Here is a 14,436-nt window from a genome sequence, read left to right on the forward strand (position 1 = left end):
CCCGTTCTGGTGGTATTGTTTAGCGCTTTTGAAAAATTGAAACGACATTTGAGGGGATTTTCGCAATGCGTATTATTCTGCTTGGCGCTCCGGGCGCGGGTAAAGGAACTCAGGCTCAGTTCATCATGGAGAAATACGGTATTCCGCAAATCTCCACCGGTGATATGCTGCGCGCCGCTGTTAAATCTGGCTCCGAGCTGGGTAAGCAGGCGAAAGACATCATGGACGCAGGCAAGCTGGTCACTGACGAACTGGTTATCGCCCTGGTGAAAGAACGCATCTCTCAGGAAGATTGCCGCAACGGTTTCCTGCTGGACGGCTTCCCGCGCACCATTCCGCAGGCTGACGCCATGAAAGAAGCGGGCATCAACGTGGACTACGTGCTGGAGTTCGACGTGCCGGACGAGCTGATCGTTGACCGTATCGTTGGCCGTCGCGTACACGCTGCCTCTGGCCGCGTTTACCACATTAAATTCAACCCGCCGAAGGTTGAAGGCAAAGACGACGTGACCGGCGAAGAGCTGACCACCCGTAAAGACGATCAGGAAGAGACCGTGCGCAAGCGCCTGGTGGAATACCATCAGATGACCGCGCCGCTGATCGGCTACTACTCTAAAGAAGCTGAAGCGGGCAACACCAAATACGCCAAAGTTGACGGCACCAAAGCCGTGGCTGACGTACGTGCAGAGCTGGAAAAAATTCTCGGCTAATCGCGCGCCTCTCACCCGGATCCCCGGGTGAGAAATTTTCTCATTCTCCCTTTTGCTGCAATTGGTTCCGTTTAAACGCATTTCCGCTACAATTGACAACCTATCAAATGGTTAAGAGGCGTGAATGAGTCAGGCGAAAACCGGCATCCTGCTTGCCAATCTGGGCACACCAGAAGCACCTACATCAGACGCGGTAAAACGCTACCTGCGACAATTTTTAAGCGACACGCGCGTCGTGGATTTTCCAAGACTGCTGTGGTGGCCGCTGCTGCGTGGCGTCATTTTGCCGATTCGTTCTCCGCGCGTCGCCAAACTCTATCAGTCCGTCTGGATGGAAGAGGGCTCGCCGCTGATGGTATACAGCCGTCGCCAGGAAAAAGCGCTGGCCGCCCGCCTGCCGGATATGCCGGTGGCGCTGGGCATGAGCTACGGCAAACCGTCGCTGGAAAGCGCCGTGGAGGCGCTGCTGGCCCAGGGCGTTGATCACATCGTCGTGCTGGCGCTCTATCCGCAATATTCTTGTTCCACGGTGGCTGCCGTCTGGGACGAGCTGGCGCGCATTCTGGCGAAGCGCCGCCGCATTCCGGGCATCACCTTTATTCGCGACTACGCGGATAACGATCTCTACATCAGGGCGCTTGCCAACAGCGCGCGCGCGTCGTTTGAAAAGCACGGCGAGCCGGATCTGCTTCTGCTCTCCTATCACGGCATTCCGCAGCGTTTCGCCAACGAAGGGGACGATTATCCGCAGCGCTGCCGCGATACCACCCGCGAGCTGGTCTCCGCGCTCGGCCTGCCGCCTGAGAAGGTAATGATGACCTTCCAGTCTCGCTTCGGGCGCGAGCCGTGGCTCACGCCGTACACCGATGAAACGCTCAAAATGCTGGGCGAGAAGGGCGTGAAGCACATCCAGGTGATGTCGCCGGGCTTCTCGGCGGACTGTCTGGAGACGCTGGAAGAGATCGCCGTACAAAATAAAGAGTTCTTCCTGGAAGCGGGAGGAACGAAGTATGAATACATTCCGGCACTTAACGATTCTCCTGAGCATATCGAGATGATGGTTTCGCTGGTGACCAACAGCCGCTGATCGCGCTCAGGGCCGGGTTTGTGCTACCATTCCCGGCCCATATTCCTTGCATAGTTCTGACCATGAAATTTCCCGGTAAACGTAAATCCAAACACTACTTTCCCGTCAATGCCCGCGATCCGCTGCTGCAGCAAATTCAGCCCGTAAACGAAACGAGCGCGGCATGGGTGGTCGGTATCGACCAGACGCTGGTGGATATTGAGGCGAAAGTGGATGACGCGTTTGTCGCCCGTTACGGGCTGAGCGCCGGGCATTCTCTGGTCATTGAAGATGACGTTGCGGAAGCGCTGTATCAGGAGCTGGTGCGTGAAAATCTCATCACCCATCAGTTCGCCGGGGGAACCATCGGCAATACCATGCACAACTACTCCGTGCTGGCAGACGACCGCTCGGTGCTGCTGGGCGTCATGTGCAGCAATATCGAAATCGGCGGCTACGCCTATCGCTATCTTTGCAACACCTCCAGCCGTACCGATCTGAACTATTTGCAGGGCGTTGACGGGCCGATAGGCCGCTGCTTTACGCTGATTAGCGATTCCGGCGAGCGTACCTTTGCCATCAGCCCGGGCCACATGAACAAGCTGCGCGCTGAGAGCATCCCTGAAGAGGTGATCGCGGGCGCTTCTGCGCTGGTGCTGACCTCCTATCTGGTGCGCTGCAAGCCGGGCGAGCCAATGCCGGAAGCGACCATGAAGGCGGTGGAATACGCGAAGAAATACAACGTGCCGGTGGTCCTGACGCTGGGCACCAAATTCGTGATCGCCGATAACCCCGAGTGGTGGCAGGCGTTTCTGAAAGAGCACGTTTCCATTCTGGCGATGAACGAGGAAGAGGCCGAAGCGCTAACCGGCGAAAGCGATCCGCTGCTGGCTTCTGATAAAGCGCTGGACTGGGTCGACCTGGTGCTCTGCACCGCCGGGCCGGTGGGGCTGTATATGGCGGGCTTCACGGAGGAAGAGAGCAAGCGTAAAACCCAGCATCCGCTGCTGCCGGGGGCGATCGCCGAGTTCAACCAGTACGAATTTAGCCGCGCAATGCGCCACAAGGACTGCGTGAATCCGCTGCGCATTTTCTCCCATATCGCCCCGTACATGGGCGGGCCTGAGAAGATCATGAACACCAACGGCGCGGGCGACGGCGCGCTGGCGGCGCTGCTCCACGACATCACGGCTAACGCCTACCACAAAACCAACGTACCGAACTCCAGCAAGCACAAGTTTAGCTGGCTGACCTATTCGTCGCTGGCCCAGGTGTGTAAGTACGCGAACCGCGTGAGCTATCAGGTGCTGAACCAGCACTCGCCGCGCCTGACGCGCGGCCTGCCGGAAAGGGAAGACAGCCTCGAAGAGGCGTATTGGGACAGATAACATAAAACCCCTCACCCTAACCCTCTCCCCATAGGGGAGAGGGGATCGCACTGAGCCGTCTTTTGGGGCATCAGGCCGCACGAGGTAAAAGTAAAACGGCAACCAATGGTTGCCGTTTTTAGTGTTTGTTCCCTCTCCCCGTGGGAGAGGGCCAGGGTGAGGGCATCAGGCCGCACGAGGTAAAAGCAAAACGGCAACCGATGGTTGCCGTTTTTAGTGTTTTTTCCCCTCTCCCTGTGGGAGAGGGCCATGGTGAGGGCATCAGGCCGCACAAAACTTACCCCGTCACCGCCTCTTCTACCGGCGGTTTCTCCAGCAGCGTGTACATCGTATTTGCAATCTCACGCTCGCCCATCACCACCTGATTTGCGCCGCGCTCGGTGATGTACTCCACCTCGTCGTCATAGTGCGCGCGGGCGATAATCTCGATGGTCGGACACTTTTCTCGGGCGGTAGCCACAATCTCGCCTGCTTCATAGCCGTTAGGAATGGTAAGCAGCAGCCAGCGGGCGCAGTCCAGATGCGCCAGATTCATGATCTCTTCGTTGGCCGCATTGCCTAACACCGCGCGAATGCCGCGCTCGCGCAGCTCGTCAACGCGGGTGCGTGAGGTTTCAATCACCACCAGCGGAATGCCCTGCGCCATCAGCTTCTCGCCGAGCAGGCTGCCCACGCGGCCAAAGCCGACCAGCAGCGCGTGGTTGCAGATATCCACCGGGATCTGCTTCTCTTCTTCCGTCGCCTCTTCCAGCGTTTGCTCTTCAAGCGTTTCGGTTTTCTCGAGGTATTTCTCCAGCAGGGCAAACAATACCGGGTTGAGCATAATCGAAAGTATCGCCCCCGCCAGCACCAGGTTTTGTCCGGCCTGCGGCAGCAGGTTTAGCGCCATGCCCAGGCCCGCCAGGATAAAGGCAAATTCACCGATCTGCGCCAGGCTGGCGGCGATGGTCAGCGCCGTGCGCGGCGAGTGGCCAAACATCCGCACCAGGAAGAAGGCGGCAACCGACTTACCAAAGATAATGATCGCCAACGTGCCCAATACGGCCAGCGGCTGCTGAATCAGGATCAGCGGGTCGAACAGCATCCCCACGGAGACGAAGAACAGAACGGCGAACGCGTCGCGCAGCGGCAGCGTGTCGTGCGCGGCACGGTGGCTCAGCTCCGATTCGTTCAGCACCATCCCGGCGAAGAACGCACCCAGCGCGAAGGAGACATCGAACAGCTCGACGGCGCCGAAGGCGATACCCAGCGCCAGGGCCAGTACGGAAAGGGTGAACAGCTCGCGCGAGCCGGTTGCCGCGCTGCGGGACATGATCCACGGCACCAGGCGGCGGCCAACGAGCATCATGATGGCGATGAATGCCACCACTTTACCGATGGTAATACTCATATCCAGCGCCAGCGAGGCTAGGCCGACGTTGTCTTTTTCCATCATTCCGGCGACGGCGGGCAGCAGAACCAGCGTCAGCACCATCACCAGATCTTCAACAATCAGCCAGCCAATGGCGATTTGCCCACGCTGGCTGTCTATCAGCTGTCTCTCCTCAAGCGCGCGCAGCAGCACCACGGTGCTGGCGGTTGAAAGACACAGCCCAAAAACGATGCCGGTCATCAGCGACCAGCCCAGCAGGGCCGAAAGCGCCATCCCCAGCAGCGTCGCCACGCCAATTTGGGCGATTGCGCCGGGTATGGCGATAGCCTTTACCGCCATCAGATCCTTCAGCGAGAAGTGAAGACCCACGCCAAACATCAGCAGAATCACGCCTAATTCCGCCAGCTCAGGAGCCAGTTTGGTATCTGCAACAAAACCCGGCGTAAACGGACCCGCCAGCACACCCGCTAACAAATAGCCTACCAGAGGCGAAATACGCAGTTTATTGGCAATCATGCCGAGGATAAAAGCAAGCACAAGTCCACCAACAATGGTGGTGATAAGCGGTGTGGCGTGGTGCATTCCGTCTCCTTTCGTTGTGGGTGTTCCATTTTTGGCTAAAAAACCAAAAAACCGAGTAATAGTTTATGACAATTTATACGCTTATGTTTATGAATTATTGTTGAAGTTTGATTAAAACAGCAATATGCAGGAAAAAAAGCAGATTTTGCTACATTGCGAGGGGACAGGAAGAAGAAACCCTTATGGTATCAGGGTATCGGGCCGCCAAAGTTAAACTTTAGCGGCCCTTAATTTACGCTTTGTGACGGTTGTCAGGCAGGAATATGGTCAACATCCCAAGAAGTGGCAGGAAAGCACAGATTTTATAGACCAGGAAGATGCTGGTGTGATCTGCAACCATCCCCAGCACCGCTGCACCAAGGCCGCCCATCCCGAAGGCAAAGCCGAAGAACAGCCCGGAAACCATGCCGATCCGCCCCGGTAACAGCTCCTGCGCGTAGACCAGGATGGCCGAGAAGGCCGACGCAAGGATAAAACCAATGATCACGGTTAAAATTCCCGTCCACTCAAGGCTTGCGTAGGGCAAAATGAGGGTAAACGGCGCTACGCCGAGGATAGAGCCCCAAATTACGTATTTACGCCCAATCTTATCGCCCACAGGCCCGCCAATCACCGTACCGGCGGCCACCGCAAACAGGAAGGCAAACAGGTGGAACTGCGCATTTTGTACCGATAATCCGAATTTTTGCATCAGATAAAAGGTGTAATAGCTGCTGATGCTCGCCATATAGAAGTATTTTGAGAAAATCAGCACCAGCAGCACGCTAACGGCCAGAATAACCTTATTGCGAGGGAGGGGATTGATTACCTTCGCTACAGGTTTGCCTTTGTTGACGCGGTGCTGAGCGGCGTACCAGCGGCTGATCTGAATCAGCACGATAATCGCCAGCAGGGCGGCCAGCACAAACCACGCTACGTTGCCTTTGCCGTAGGGAGCGATGATGACCGCGGCCAGCAGTGGCCCCAGGGAACTGCCGAAGTTACCGCCGACCTGGAACAGCGACTGCGCCAGGCCGTGGCGGCCGCCGGAGGCCATGCGCGCCACGCGGGATGATTCCGGATGGAACACCGACGAGCCGGTGCCCACCAGCGCTGCCGCCACCAGCACGGCTTCGAAGCTGCCCGCCATCGCCAGCAGCACCAGCCCGCTTAGGGTGAAGCACATGCCAATCGGCAGCGACCACGGCATCGGATATTTATCCGTCCAGTAGCCCACCACCGGCTGCAGCAGCGAGGAGGCGAGCTGGAAGGTAAGGGTGATCATGCCGATCTGCACGAAGGTTAATGAAAACTCTGACTGCAGCAGCGGATAGATCGCCAGTATTAACGACTGGATCATATCGTTGAGCAGATGAGAGAGACTGATTGCGCCTAATACCTTAAAAGAGGTGCGCGACGTTGGCGGCGACGCCAGGGTTGATTCGCTGATTGCCATAAATACCACGTTGTTTTGTTATTAGAAGTGCAGGGAGTCATTATTATCCGACTAACATACCCGTCCGTGACTTTTGATGAAAGTCGCAATTCTGAAAACATATTTGTCTATTCTTATTACTCATTGTAATTTTTGCGTTTGTTTACGGGTCAGGGAGAGAGAGATGAAATTAATGAAGCGTGGCGTTGCGCTGGCGCTGTTCGCCGCATGGGGCATGGCAAGCCTGCCGGCGCAGGCCTACGAGCAAGATAAAACCTATAAAATTACTATCCTGCATACCAACGACCACCACGGCCATTTCTGGCGCAGCGAATATGGCGAATACGGTTTGGCGGCGCAGAAAACGCTGGTGGACGGTATTCGCAAAGAGGTTGCGGCGCAGGGTGGCAGCGTGCTGCTGCTTTCAGGCGGCGATATTAATACCGGCGTGCCGGAATCGGATTTACAGGACGCGGAGCCGGACTTCCGCGGCATGAATTTAATTGGCTACGACGCGATGGCCGTCGGCAACCACGAGTTTGATAATCCGCTCTCCGTTTTGCGCCAGCAGGAAAAGTGGTCCAAATTCCCGTTCCTCTCCGCCAATATTTACCAGAAAAGCACCGGCGAACGTCTGTTTAAACCCTGGGCGCTGTTTAAGCGTCAGGATCTGAAAATCGCGGTGATCGGCTTAACCACCGACGATACGGCGAAAATCGGCAATCCTGAATTCTTTACCGATATCGAGTTCCGCAAACCGGCAGATGAAGCGAAGCTGGTGATTCAGGAATTGCAGCAGAACGAGAAGCCGGACGTGATTATTGCCACCACGCACATGGGTCATTACGACAACGGCGAGCATGGATCAAACGCGCCGGGCGACGTGGAGATGGCGCGCAGCCTGCCTGCGGGTTCGCTGGCGATGATTGTAGGCGGTCACTCGCAGGACCCGGTGTGTATGGCCTCTGAGAATAAAAAACAGGTGGACTACGTGCCGGGCACGCCGTGCGCGCCGGATCGTCAGAACGGCATCTGGATCGTTCAGGCGCACGAGTGGGGTAAATACGTCGGCCGCGCGGACTTTGAGTTCCGCAACGGCGAGATGAAGCTGGTGCACTATCAGCTCATCCCGGTCAACCTGAAGAAAAAAGTCACCTACCCGGACGGGAAAAGCGAGCGCGTGCTGTACACCCCGGAAATTGCCGAGAACCCGCAGATGCTTTCCCTGCTGACGCCGTTCCAGAGCAAGGGCAAAGCGCAGCTGGACGTGAAGATCGGCACGCTCAACGGCCGTCTCGAAGGGGACCGCAGCAAGGTGCGGTTCGTTCAGACCAACATGGGCCGCCTGGTGCTGGCCGCGCAAATCGCCCGCACCAACGCCGACTTTGGCGTGATGAGCGGCGGCGGCATTCGAGACTCCATTGAAGGCGGGAACATTACCTATAAAGACGTGCTGAAGGTGCAGCCGTTCGGCAATATTGTGGTGTATGCCGACATGAGCGGAAAAGAGGTGATTGAGTACCTGACCGCCGTGGCGCAGATGAAGCCGGACTCCGGGGCCTATCCGCAGTTTGCCAACGTCAGCTTTGTCGCGAAAGATGGGCAGCTTAACGATCTTAAAATCAAGGGTGAGCCGGTCGATCCTGCCAAAACGTACCGCATGGCGACCTTAAGCTTTAACGCCACCGGCGGCGACGGCTATCCGCACATCGATAACAAACCGGGATACGTCAATACCGGCTTCATCGATGCGGAAGTGCTGAAGCAGTATATTCAGCAAAATTCGCCGATTGACGTAAATGCCTATGAGCCGAAAGGCGAGGTGAGCTGGCAGTAGTGGTGTGCGGCCTGATGCCCTCACCCACAGGGAGAGGGCGCGAACACAAAAAAACGGTAACGCCTGTTACCGTTTTGCTTTTACCTCGCAGCGCCACCGGGTAATTTTCTCAATCCCTGCGCGCAATATCCGCGAACGTCGCATCCAGCATTTTCGCCAAATCGCTCGCTGCCAGCTCAATATCCAGCCCGCGCTTGCCGCCTGAGATGTAGATGGTGTCAAACCCCTGCGACGGGGCATCAATCAGCGTCGGCAGGCGTTTTTTCTGCCCGAGCGGGCTGATCCCGCCGACCAGATAGCCGGTCGTGCGCTGCGCTACCATCGGGTCCGCCATATCGACTTTTTTCGCGCCCAGCGCCTTTGCCACTTTTTTCAGATCCAGCTGTCCGGCGACGGGCGTTACCGCAACGGCGAGGTGTTTCATATCACCGTTGACCGCGACCAGCAGCGTTTTATATACCTGGTCCGCGTTCAGACCCAGCTTGCGCACCACTTCGTCACCAAAGTTGGTCTCGTGCGGATCGTGATCGTAGGTGTGGATCGTGAAGGGAATCTTGTTTTTTTCGAGTAATTTAACGGCGGGAGTCATAGCTATCCTTCTTACGACAGACAATTCATGCTGACAGCATACGCCTGACGTTTGTCTAAAAAATAGCACCATCTTGCGCATATAGTATTGGCAGTGATGGTCACTTTGAGCGACAATCGGCTCAACCGAAGGTCTCCTTCGGCATAATAAAAACGATGAAATTCCTCTTTGACGGGCCAATAGAGATATTGGCCATTTTTTTATTTCAGCAGCGACGGCAAGTTTCCTTCTCCGTACAAATGCAGCGCCCCAACCGCCACCACGTATCGTCCGGCCGGCAGAGCATGCAGCATTTCTCGCCAGGCCCGATTGCGCGCGTTCATCAGCACATCATACAGCGACTCGCTGAACGTTGACGGGAGCAAGAACTTTCCGTCCGACGGCGGCGCGTCCAGCCACCAGCCAATCATCGTTTGCAGCAGCCGGGCGTTGGTGTGCCAGTGGGTCAGCGTATCGTCCAGCAGCATTTTGCCATCGTCCGGCAGCTGGCGCAGGAGCGCTATCTGGCTGTCCGTTCCTTCCAGCTCAATGATGGCAAGACTGCGCGCCCTTGCCACGTTCAGCAGCTGGTAATCAATGCCGTAATCACCGCGCAGGCCGAGACGCTGCGCCTGCGTTGCCTGTAATACCATCGCAATTTGCCACAGCGGCAGGGTGTCAATCATGGACAGCGAGACGCCCGTCTCATCCGCGACGCGCGTCAGTTCCGCAAGCCGGGTTTCATCAAGGCGTTCCGCCAGGGGAAGGGCGCTCTCAAGACCGGCAAACGGCGACTCGTGGCCAGAGATATCCGCCTCAACGACCAGCGCATCGGCGTGCTTCAACAGTTTAATCAGGCCGGGCGGCAGGGGGGACATATCCTGCGTACCCATGTGAATACTGCCGACCAGGTGCAGGTGTTGCCCGGCGGGGAGCGTAATATCCAGGCCGGGCCAGGCGTAACGGCGGGGGAACAGGGCGCGAAACGATGTTTTTATACGATGAAACAGACCCATACGCGCTCCATGATCGGAAAAGTTCATGCTAGCGCGTACGGGTACAAGGTTCAATCCTTCGGTTTAAACCGCAGCAGCCGGTTGGCGTTGCTCACCACGGTGATGGAGGAGAGCGCCATCGCCGCGCCCGCCACGACCGGATTCAGCAGGGTGCCGGTGAGCGGCCACAGGATCCCGGCGGCAATCGGAATGCCGAGGGAGTTGTAGATAAACGCCCCGAGCAGGTTCTGCTTCATGTTGCGCAGCGTGGCTTTTGAAATCGCCAGCGCGTCCGCCACGCCCATCAGGCTGTGGCGCATCAGCGTGATGGCCGCCGTTTCAATGGCGACGTCGCTTCCGCCGCCCATCGCAATCCCCACGTCCGCCTGAGCCAGCGCGGGCGCGTCGTTGATGCCGTCGCCAACCATGGCGACCTGACGCCCCTGGCCCTGCAGCCGCTTAATCGCGTCCGCCTTGCCGTCCGGCAGCACCCCCGCAATCACCTCGTCAATGCCCGCCTCTTTGGCGATGGCGTTGGCGGTGGTCGGGTTATCCCCGGTCAGCATCACCAGGCGATAGCCCGCGCGGTGCAGGCGCTCAAGCGCGTCGACGCTGTCCTGGCGCAGCGGGTCGCGAACGGCAAGCAGCGCGGCGGCTTTGCCGTCAACCGCGAGCAGAACCGGCGTAGCGCCCCGGGACGCCTGGGCCGTCAGTTCGCCGTCGAGCGCGGAGGTATCGATGCCGTTTTCATTCAGCAGCGCCTGGTTGCCCAGCAGCAGCGCATGGCCTTCGGCGTCACCGCTTACGCCAAGCCCGCGCAGGGTACGGAAGTTGGTCACCTCCGGCAGGGCCGCATCACCCGCTTTGTCGAGAACAGCGCGCGCCAGCGGATGGCTGGAGCCTTGCTCCAGCGCGGCGGCGAGGCGCAGCGCGTCGGCGTCTGATAAGCCAACGGCAGTCACGGACACGACCTGCGGCTTGCCTTCCGTCAGCGTGCCGGTTTTATCAAACACCAGCGTATCGAGCGTGCTGGCGCGCTGCAGGGCGTCGGCGTCGCGCACCAGCACGCCGAACTCGGCGGCGCGACCCACGCCGGAAATAATCGACATCGGCGTCGCCAGGCCAAGCGCGCACGGGCAGGCGATGATCAGCACCGTGGTGGCAATCACCAGCGTGTAGACAATCTGCGGCGCCGGGCCGAAGACGTACCAAATCGCGGCGCTCAGCAGGGCGATCCCCACGACCACGGGCACAAAAATGGCGGAGATTTTATCGGCCAGCTGGCCAATTTCCGGCTTGCTGCTCTGCGCCTGGCGCACCATGCGGATAATGCGCGACAGCGTAGTGTGGCTGCCGACCGCGCTGGCGCGGAACAGCACGCTGCCGTCCTGGACGACCGTCCCGGCATGAACCGCATCGCCCTGCGATTTTTGCTGCGGAATCGGCTCCCCGGTGAGCATCGCTTCGTCCAGCCAGGCTTCGCCCTGGGTTATTTCACCGTCCACCGGGACGCGGTCGCCGGTGGTCAGGCGCAGCGTCATGCCGGGCTGAACGTCAGACAGCGGCACGCTTTTTTCACCGTCGTCGGTGACCACGCGCGCGGTTGGCGGGGTTAAATCGAGCAGTCTTTCCAGCGCTTTTGAGGAGCGCTGGCGCGCGCGCGCTTCCAGCATATGGCCTAAGTTAATCAGGCCGATAATCATCGCGCTCGCTTCATAATAAAGATGGCGCGCTTCCATCGGGAACCACTGCGGCCAGACGTTAACGCTCATCGAATAGAGCCACGCTGCGCCCGTGCCGAGCGCAACGAGAGTGTCCATCGTCGCGGTGCGGTTTTTCAGGCTTTTCCAGGCGCTGGTGTAAAAATGCCCGCCCGCGAAGACCATCACGCCGAGCGTGATCAAGCCAATCACCAGCCACAGCGTGCGGTTGTCGTCGGTGACCATCATGTTGTCACCGATCATGCCCCACACCATCACCGGAATACCGACCAGCAGGGCGACAATCGCCTGCCAGCGGAAGCGCTTCATGGTGGCGATGGCGGTTTCCTGCTGGCGCTCGCGGCGCTTGAGGTCGTCCTCAATCGCTTCTGCGCCGTAGCCGGCTTTTTCTACCGCCTGTACCAAATCCGCGGCGGAAGCGTTGCCCATGACAAGCGCAGTGCGCTCCGCAAGATTTACCCGTGCCTGCGCGACGCCCGGTACGGCCTGCAAGGCGTTCTGTACCCGGGAGACGCAGCTGGCGCAGCTCATGCCGTTGATCAGCAGCTGTTGGCTGTCATCAATATCATCCGCTGCCGGAAGCTCTGGAATGGCCGCTGTCAGTGCTTCCGACGGGAGTGATGACTCTGCCAGCGGTTTAGCCTTTGGGTGGCTCAGCTCCGCCCCGTAGCCTGCCTGCTTAACGGTATCGATCAGCGCATCCGCGCTGGCGCTGCCGGTAACCACGGCGCTATCGACAGTGACTTCAGCGCTTTCCACGTCTGGGCGCTGTTCCAGGCTTTCTTTTACCCGTTTGACGCAGTGGCCGCAGGAGAGGCCGTCCAGCGTCAGGTTGATAATGTGAGACATAACAAAACTCCCGTATAATGTTCTGGTCAGTTGTTGACCGGAGTAACGCTTTTCGCTAACTGTTATAAAGGTTAAACCTTCCATCAAGGGGAAGGTCAAGGGGGAAATGTGAATATCAGCGATGTTGCCAAAAAAACCGGGTTAACCAGTAAAGCGATCCGCTTTTATGAAGAGAAGGGGCTGGTAACGCCGCCGCTGCGCAGCGAAAACGGCTACCGCAGCTATACGCAGCGGCACCTCGACGAACTGACGCTGCTGCGCCAGGCGCGGCAGGTCGGGTTTAACCTTGAAGAGTGCGGCGAGCTGGTGAACCTGTTTAACGATCCGAAGCGCCACAGCGCCGACGTGAAAAAGCGCACGCTGGAAAAGGTGGCGGAGATTGAACGCCATATCATCGAACTGCAGTCGATGCGCGAACAGCTGCTACAGCTGGCAGATTCCTGCCCGGGAGATGACAGCGCCGACTGCCCGATTATCGACAACCTTTCCGGCTGCTGTCACCGCAAGGCCAACGCCTAGCAGGCCCTAACCCGCAGCGTAATCCCTTCGACCGCCACGACCTCAACCTGCGTTCCGGCAGCGAGGTCTTCATCGGCAACCACTGGCCATGAGCTGTCGCTCACGCGCATGTGACCACGACCGTTCACCAGCGTGGTGTCCAGCGTAAAGCGCTGGCCGATAATCTGCTGGCCGCGCTGGTTAAGCCGGGCGTCTGCGGGCTTTTGCGCCTTCACCTGGCGGCTCAGCCAGCGCCACCACAGCCAGGCGGCGGCCAGGGTTAACACAGCAAACAGCGCGCCCTGCCACGCCCAGCCGAAGGGCAGCAGCCAGATAACCAGGCCCGTGATCACCGCGGCGATGCCGCTCCACAGTAAATAGCCGTTACCACCGAGCATCTCGGCGGCGAGCAGGAGGCCGCCAAGGCTCAGCCAAAAGGCGTGCGGATGCGCGACGATAAGCTCAATCATTTTCTACGCTCGTTGCCGCTGTCTTTTATCAGCTCGGCGATCCCGGCGATAGATCCCATCAGGCTGCTGGCGTCCAGCGGCATCATCACCACTTTGCTGTTATTGGCAGAGCCAATCTCCTTCAGCGCGTCGGTATATTTCTGCGCCACAAAGTAGTTCACCGCCTGGATATCACCGGAGGCAATTGCCTCGGAGACCATCTGGGTGGCGCGGGCTTCCGCTTCCGCTGAACGTTCACGCGCTTCTGCCTGCAGGAACGCCGACTGGCGCTCGCCCTCGGCCTTCAGGATCTGCGACTGCTTTTCCCCTTCCGCCTTGAGGATCTCGGCCTGGCGCACGCCTTCGGCTTCAAGAATGTACGCGCGCTTGGTTCGCTCGGCCTTCATCTGCGCGTTCATGGAGGCAATCAGCTCTGCCGGTGGGCGTACGTCGCGGATCTCAATGCGCGTGACCTTGATGCCCCACGGATTGGTGGCCTCATCAACGATGTGCAGCAGGCGGGTGTTGATGCTGTCGCGCTGGGAGAGCATCTCGTCCAGCTCCATCGAGCCGAGCACGGTGCGGATGTTGGTCATGGTCAGGTTCACAATCGCCAGCTCCAGGTTGCTGACCTCGTACGCGGCCTTCGGCGCGTCGATCACCTGAATAAAGCAGACCGCATCGATGGTGACGTTGGCGTTGTCTTTGGAAATCACTTCCTGAGACGGGATATCCAGCACCTGCTCCATCATGTTGATCTTACGACCAATCCTGTCCATGAATGGCACAATCAGGCTCAGGCCCGGTTGCAGGGTGTTGGTGTAGCGCCCGAAGCGCTCGACGGTCCACTGGTATCCCTGCGGCACGATTTTGACTCCGGCACCGACGATAACCAGCACCACAAAGATAAGGACCGGAACAACGATGAGCATAAAAACCTCCTGTTTTGCATGCTTCTGCGAAAATAAGTGACCGTTTGTTGAGTGT

At 58.5% G+C, this 14,436-nt stretch carries 12 protein-coding genes; 5 read left to right on the top strand and 7 right to left on the bottom strand.

The annotated features are described in order from the left end of the window. Nucleotides 1–65 precede the first annotated feature (65 nt). The 3 genes from adk (at nt 66) to V1599_RS07930 (ending at nt 3,164) form a co-directional block, all read left to right on the top strand. On the top strand, nt 66–710 hold the full coding sequence (gene adk / locus V1599_RS07920) for an adenylate kinase (RefSeq protein ID WP_112011297.1): 645 nt from the start codon (nt 66–68) through the stop codon (nt 708–710). A gap of 124 nt (nt 711–834) precedes the next feature. Then, nucleotides 835–1,797, top strand: coding sequence for a ferrochelatase (gene hemH / locus V1599_RS07925; RefSeq protein WP_112011298.1), 963 nt, complete (start codon nt 835–837; stop codon nt 1,795–1,797). Nucleotides 1,798–1,859: 62 nt separating this feature from the next. Continuing rightward, nucleotides 1,860–3,164 (top strand): inosine/guanosine kinase, encoded by a 1,305-nt coding sequence (locus V1599_RS07930; protein ID WP_112011299.1) that lies wholly within the window; start codon nt 1,860–1,862, stop codon nt 3,162–3,164. A 277-nt stretch (nt 3,165–3,441) separates the two neighbouring features. On the opposite strand, the gene ybaL is transcribed toward V1599_RS07930, so the two are convergent. Together ybaL and V1599_RS07940 are read right to left on the bottom strand one after the other, a co-directional pair. Beyond that, entirely contained in the window at nt 3,442–5,118 is a 1,677-nt protein-coding gene (gene ybaL / locus V1599_RS07935) for a YbaL family putative K(+) efflux transporter (protein ID WP_112011300.1), read from the bottom strand. A 232-nt stretch (nt 5,119–5,350) separates the two neighbouring features. Next, complete coding sequence (locus V1599_RS07940) at nt 5,351–6,553, bottom strand: MFS transporter (protein WP_395301300.1); 1,203 nt, start codon at nt 6,551–6,553, stop codon at nt 5,351–5,353. A 163-nt stretch (nt 6,554–6,716) separates the two neighbouring features. On the opposite strand from V1599_RS07940, the gene ushA reads away from it, so the two are divergent. Continuing rightward, nucleotides 6,717–8,369, top strand: a complete 1,653-nt coding sequence (gene ushA / locus V1599_RS07945) for a bifunctional UDP-sugar hydrolase/5'-nucleotidase UshA (protein WP_297119587.1) — start codon at nt 6,717–6,719, stop codon at nt 8,367–8,369. Between the two features lie 109 nt (nt 8,370–8,478). Here the strand turns inward: ushA and ybaK are convergent, their stop codons facing one another. From ybaK to copA, 3 genes are all read right to left on the bottom strand, one after another. After that, nucleotides 8,479–8,958 (bottom strand): Cys-tRNA(Pro)/Cys-tRNA(Cys) deacylase YbaK, encoded by a 480-nt coding sequence (gene ybaK, locus V1599_RS07950; RefSeq protein WP_112011303.1) that lies wholly within the window; start codon nt 8,956–8,958, stop codon nt 8,479–8,481. Between the two features lie 200 nt (nt 8,959–9,158). Then, nucleotides 9,159–9,953 carry a TraB/GumN family protein gene (locus tag V1599_RS07955; RefSeq protein WP_395301301.1) on the bottom strand — a complete coding sequence of 265 codons (795 nt, stop codon included), beginning with the start codon at nt 9,951–9,953 and terminating at the stop codon, nt 9,159–9,161. Nucleotides 9,954–10,003: 50 nt separating this feature from the next. Then, nucleotides 10,004–12,502 (bottom strand): copper-exporting P-type ATPase CopA, encoded by a 2,499-nt coding sequence (gene copA / locus V1599_RS07960; RefSeq protein WP_395301302.1) that lies wholly within the window; start codon nt 12,500–12,502, stop codon nt 10,004–10,006. A gap of 108 nt (nt 12,503–12,610) precedes the next feature. Here copA and cueR point away from each other — a divergent pair, with 108 nt between their 5' ends. Continuing rightward, the gene (gene cueR, locus V1599_RS07965; protein WP_112011344.1) at nt 12,611–13,021 is read left to right on the top strand and encodes a Cu(I)-responsive transcriptional regulator; all 411 of its coding nucleotides are present in this window, start codon (nt 12,611–12,613) and stop codon (nt 13,019–13,021) included. Here the strand turns inward: cueR and V1599_RS07970 are convergent. Next, on the bottom strand, nt 13,018–13,470 hold the full coding sequence (locus V1599_RS07970; RefSeq protein WP_395301303.1) for an NfeD family protein: 453 nt from the start codon (nt 13,468–13,470) through the stop codon (nt 13,018–13,020). The two genes, cueR and V1599_RS07970, sit on opposite strands and share 4 nt — an antisense overlap. Continuing rightward, the gene (locus V1599_RS07975; RefSeq protein WP_112011348.1) at nt 13,467–14,381 is read right to left on the bottom strand and encodes an SPFH domain-containing protein; all 915 of its coding nucleotides are present in this window, start codon (nt 14,379–14,381) and stop codon (nt 13,467–13,469) included. The genes V1599_RS07970 and V1599_RS07975 overlap by 4 nt, the downstream gene beginning before the upstream one ends. Nucleotides 14,382–14,436: the final 55 nt, after the last annotated feature.

It is taken from the genome of Enterobacter sp. ECC-175, from assembly GCF_043968675.1.
Taxonomy (GTDB): Bacteria; Pseudomonadota; Gammaproteobacteria; order Enterobacterales; family Enterobacteriaceae; genus Enterobacter.

Coding starts and splice junctions, on each gene's coding strand:
- adk (WP_112011297.1), top strand. CDS start 66: ATGCGTATTATTCTGCTTGGCGCTCCGGGCGCGGGTAAAGGAACTCAG.
- hemH (WP_112011298.1), top strand. CDS start 835: ATGAGTCAGGCGAAAACCGGCATCCTGCTTGCCAATCTGGGCACACCA.
- V1599_RS07930 (WP_112011299.1), top strand. CDS start 1,860: ATGAAATTTCCCGGTAAACGTAAATCCAAACACTACTTTCCCGTCAAT.
- ybaL (WP_112011300.1), bottom strand. CDS start 5,118: ATGCACCACGCCACACCGCTTATCACCACCATTGTTGGTGGACTTGTG.
- V1599_RS07940 (WP_395301300.1), bottom strand. CDS start 6,553: ATGGCAATCAGCGAATCAACCCTGGCGTCGCCGCCAACGTCGCGCACC.
- ushA (WP_297119587.1), top strand. CDS start 6,717: ATGAAATTAATGAAGCGTGGCGTTGCGCTGGCGCTGTTCGCCGCATGG.
- ybaK (WP_112011303.1), bottom strand. CDS start 8,958: ATGACTCCCGCCGTTAAATTACTCGAAAAAAACAAGATTCCCTTCACG.
- V1599_RS07955 (WP_395301301.1), bottom strand. CDS start 9,953: ATGGGTCTGTTTCATCGTATAAAAACATCGTTTCGCGCCCTGTTCCCC.
- copA (WP_395301302.1), bottom strand. CDS start 12,502: ATGTCTCACATTATCAACCTGACGCTGGACGGCCTCTCCTGCGGCCAC.
- V1599_RS07970 (WP_395301303.1), bottom strand. CDS start 13,470: ATGATTGAGCTTATCGTCGCGCATCCGCACGCCTTTTGGCTGAGCCTT.
- V1599_RS07975 (WP_112011348.1), bottom strand. CDS start 14,381: ATGCTCATCGTTGTTCCGGTCCTTATCTTTGTGGTGCTGGTTATCGTC.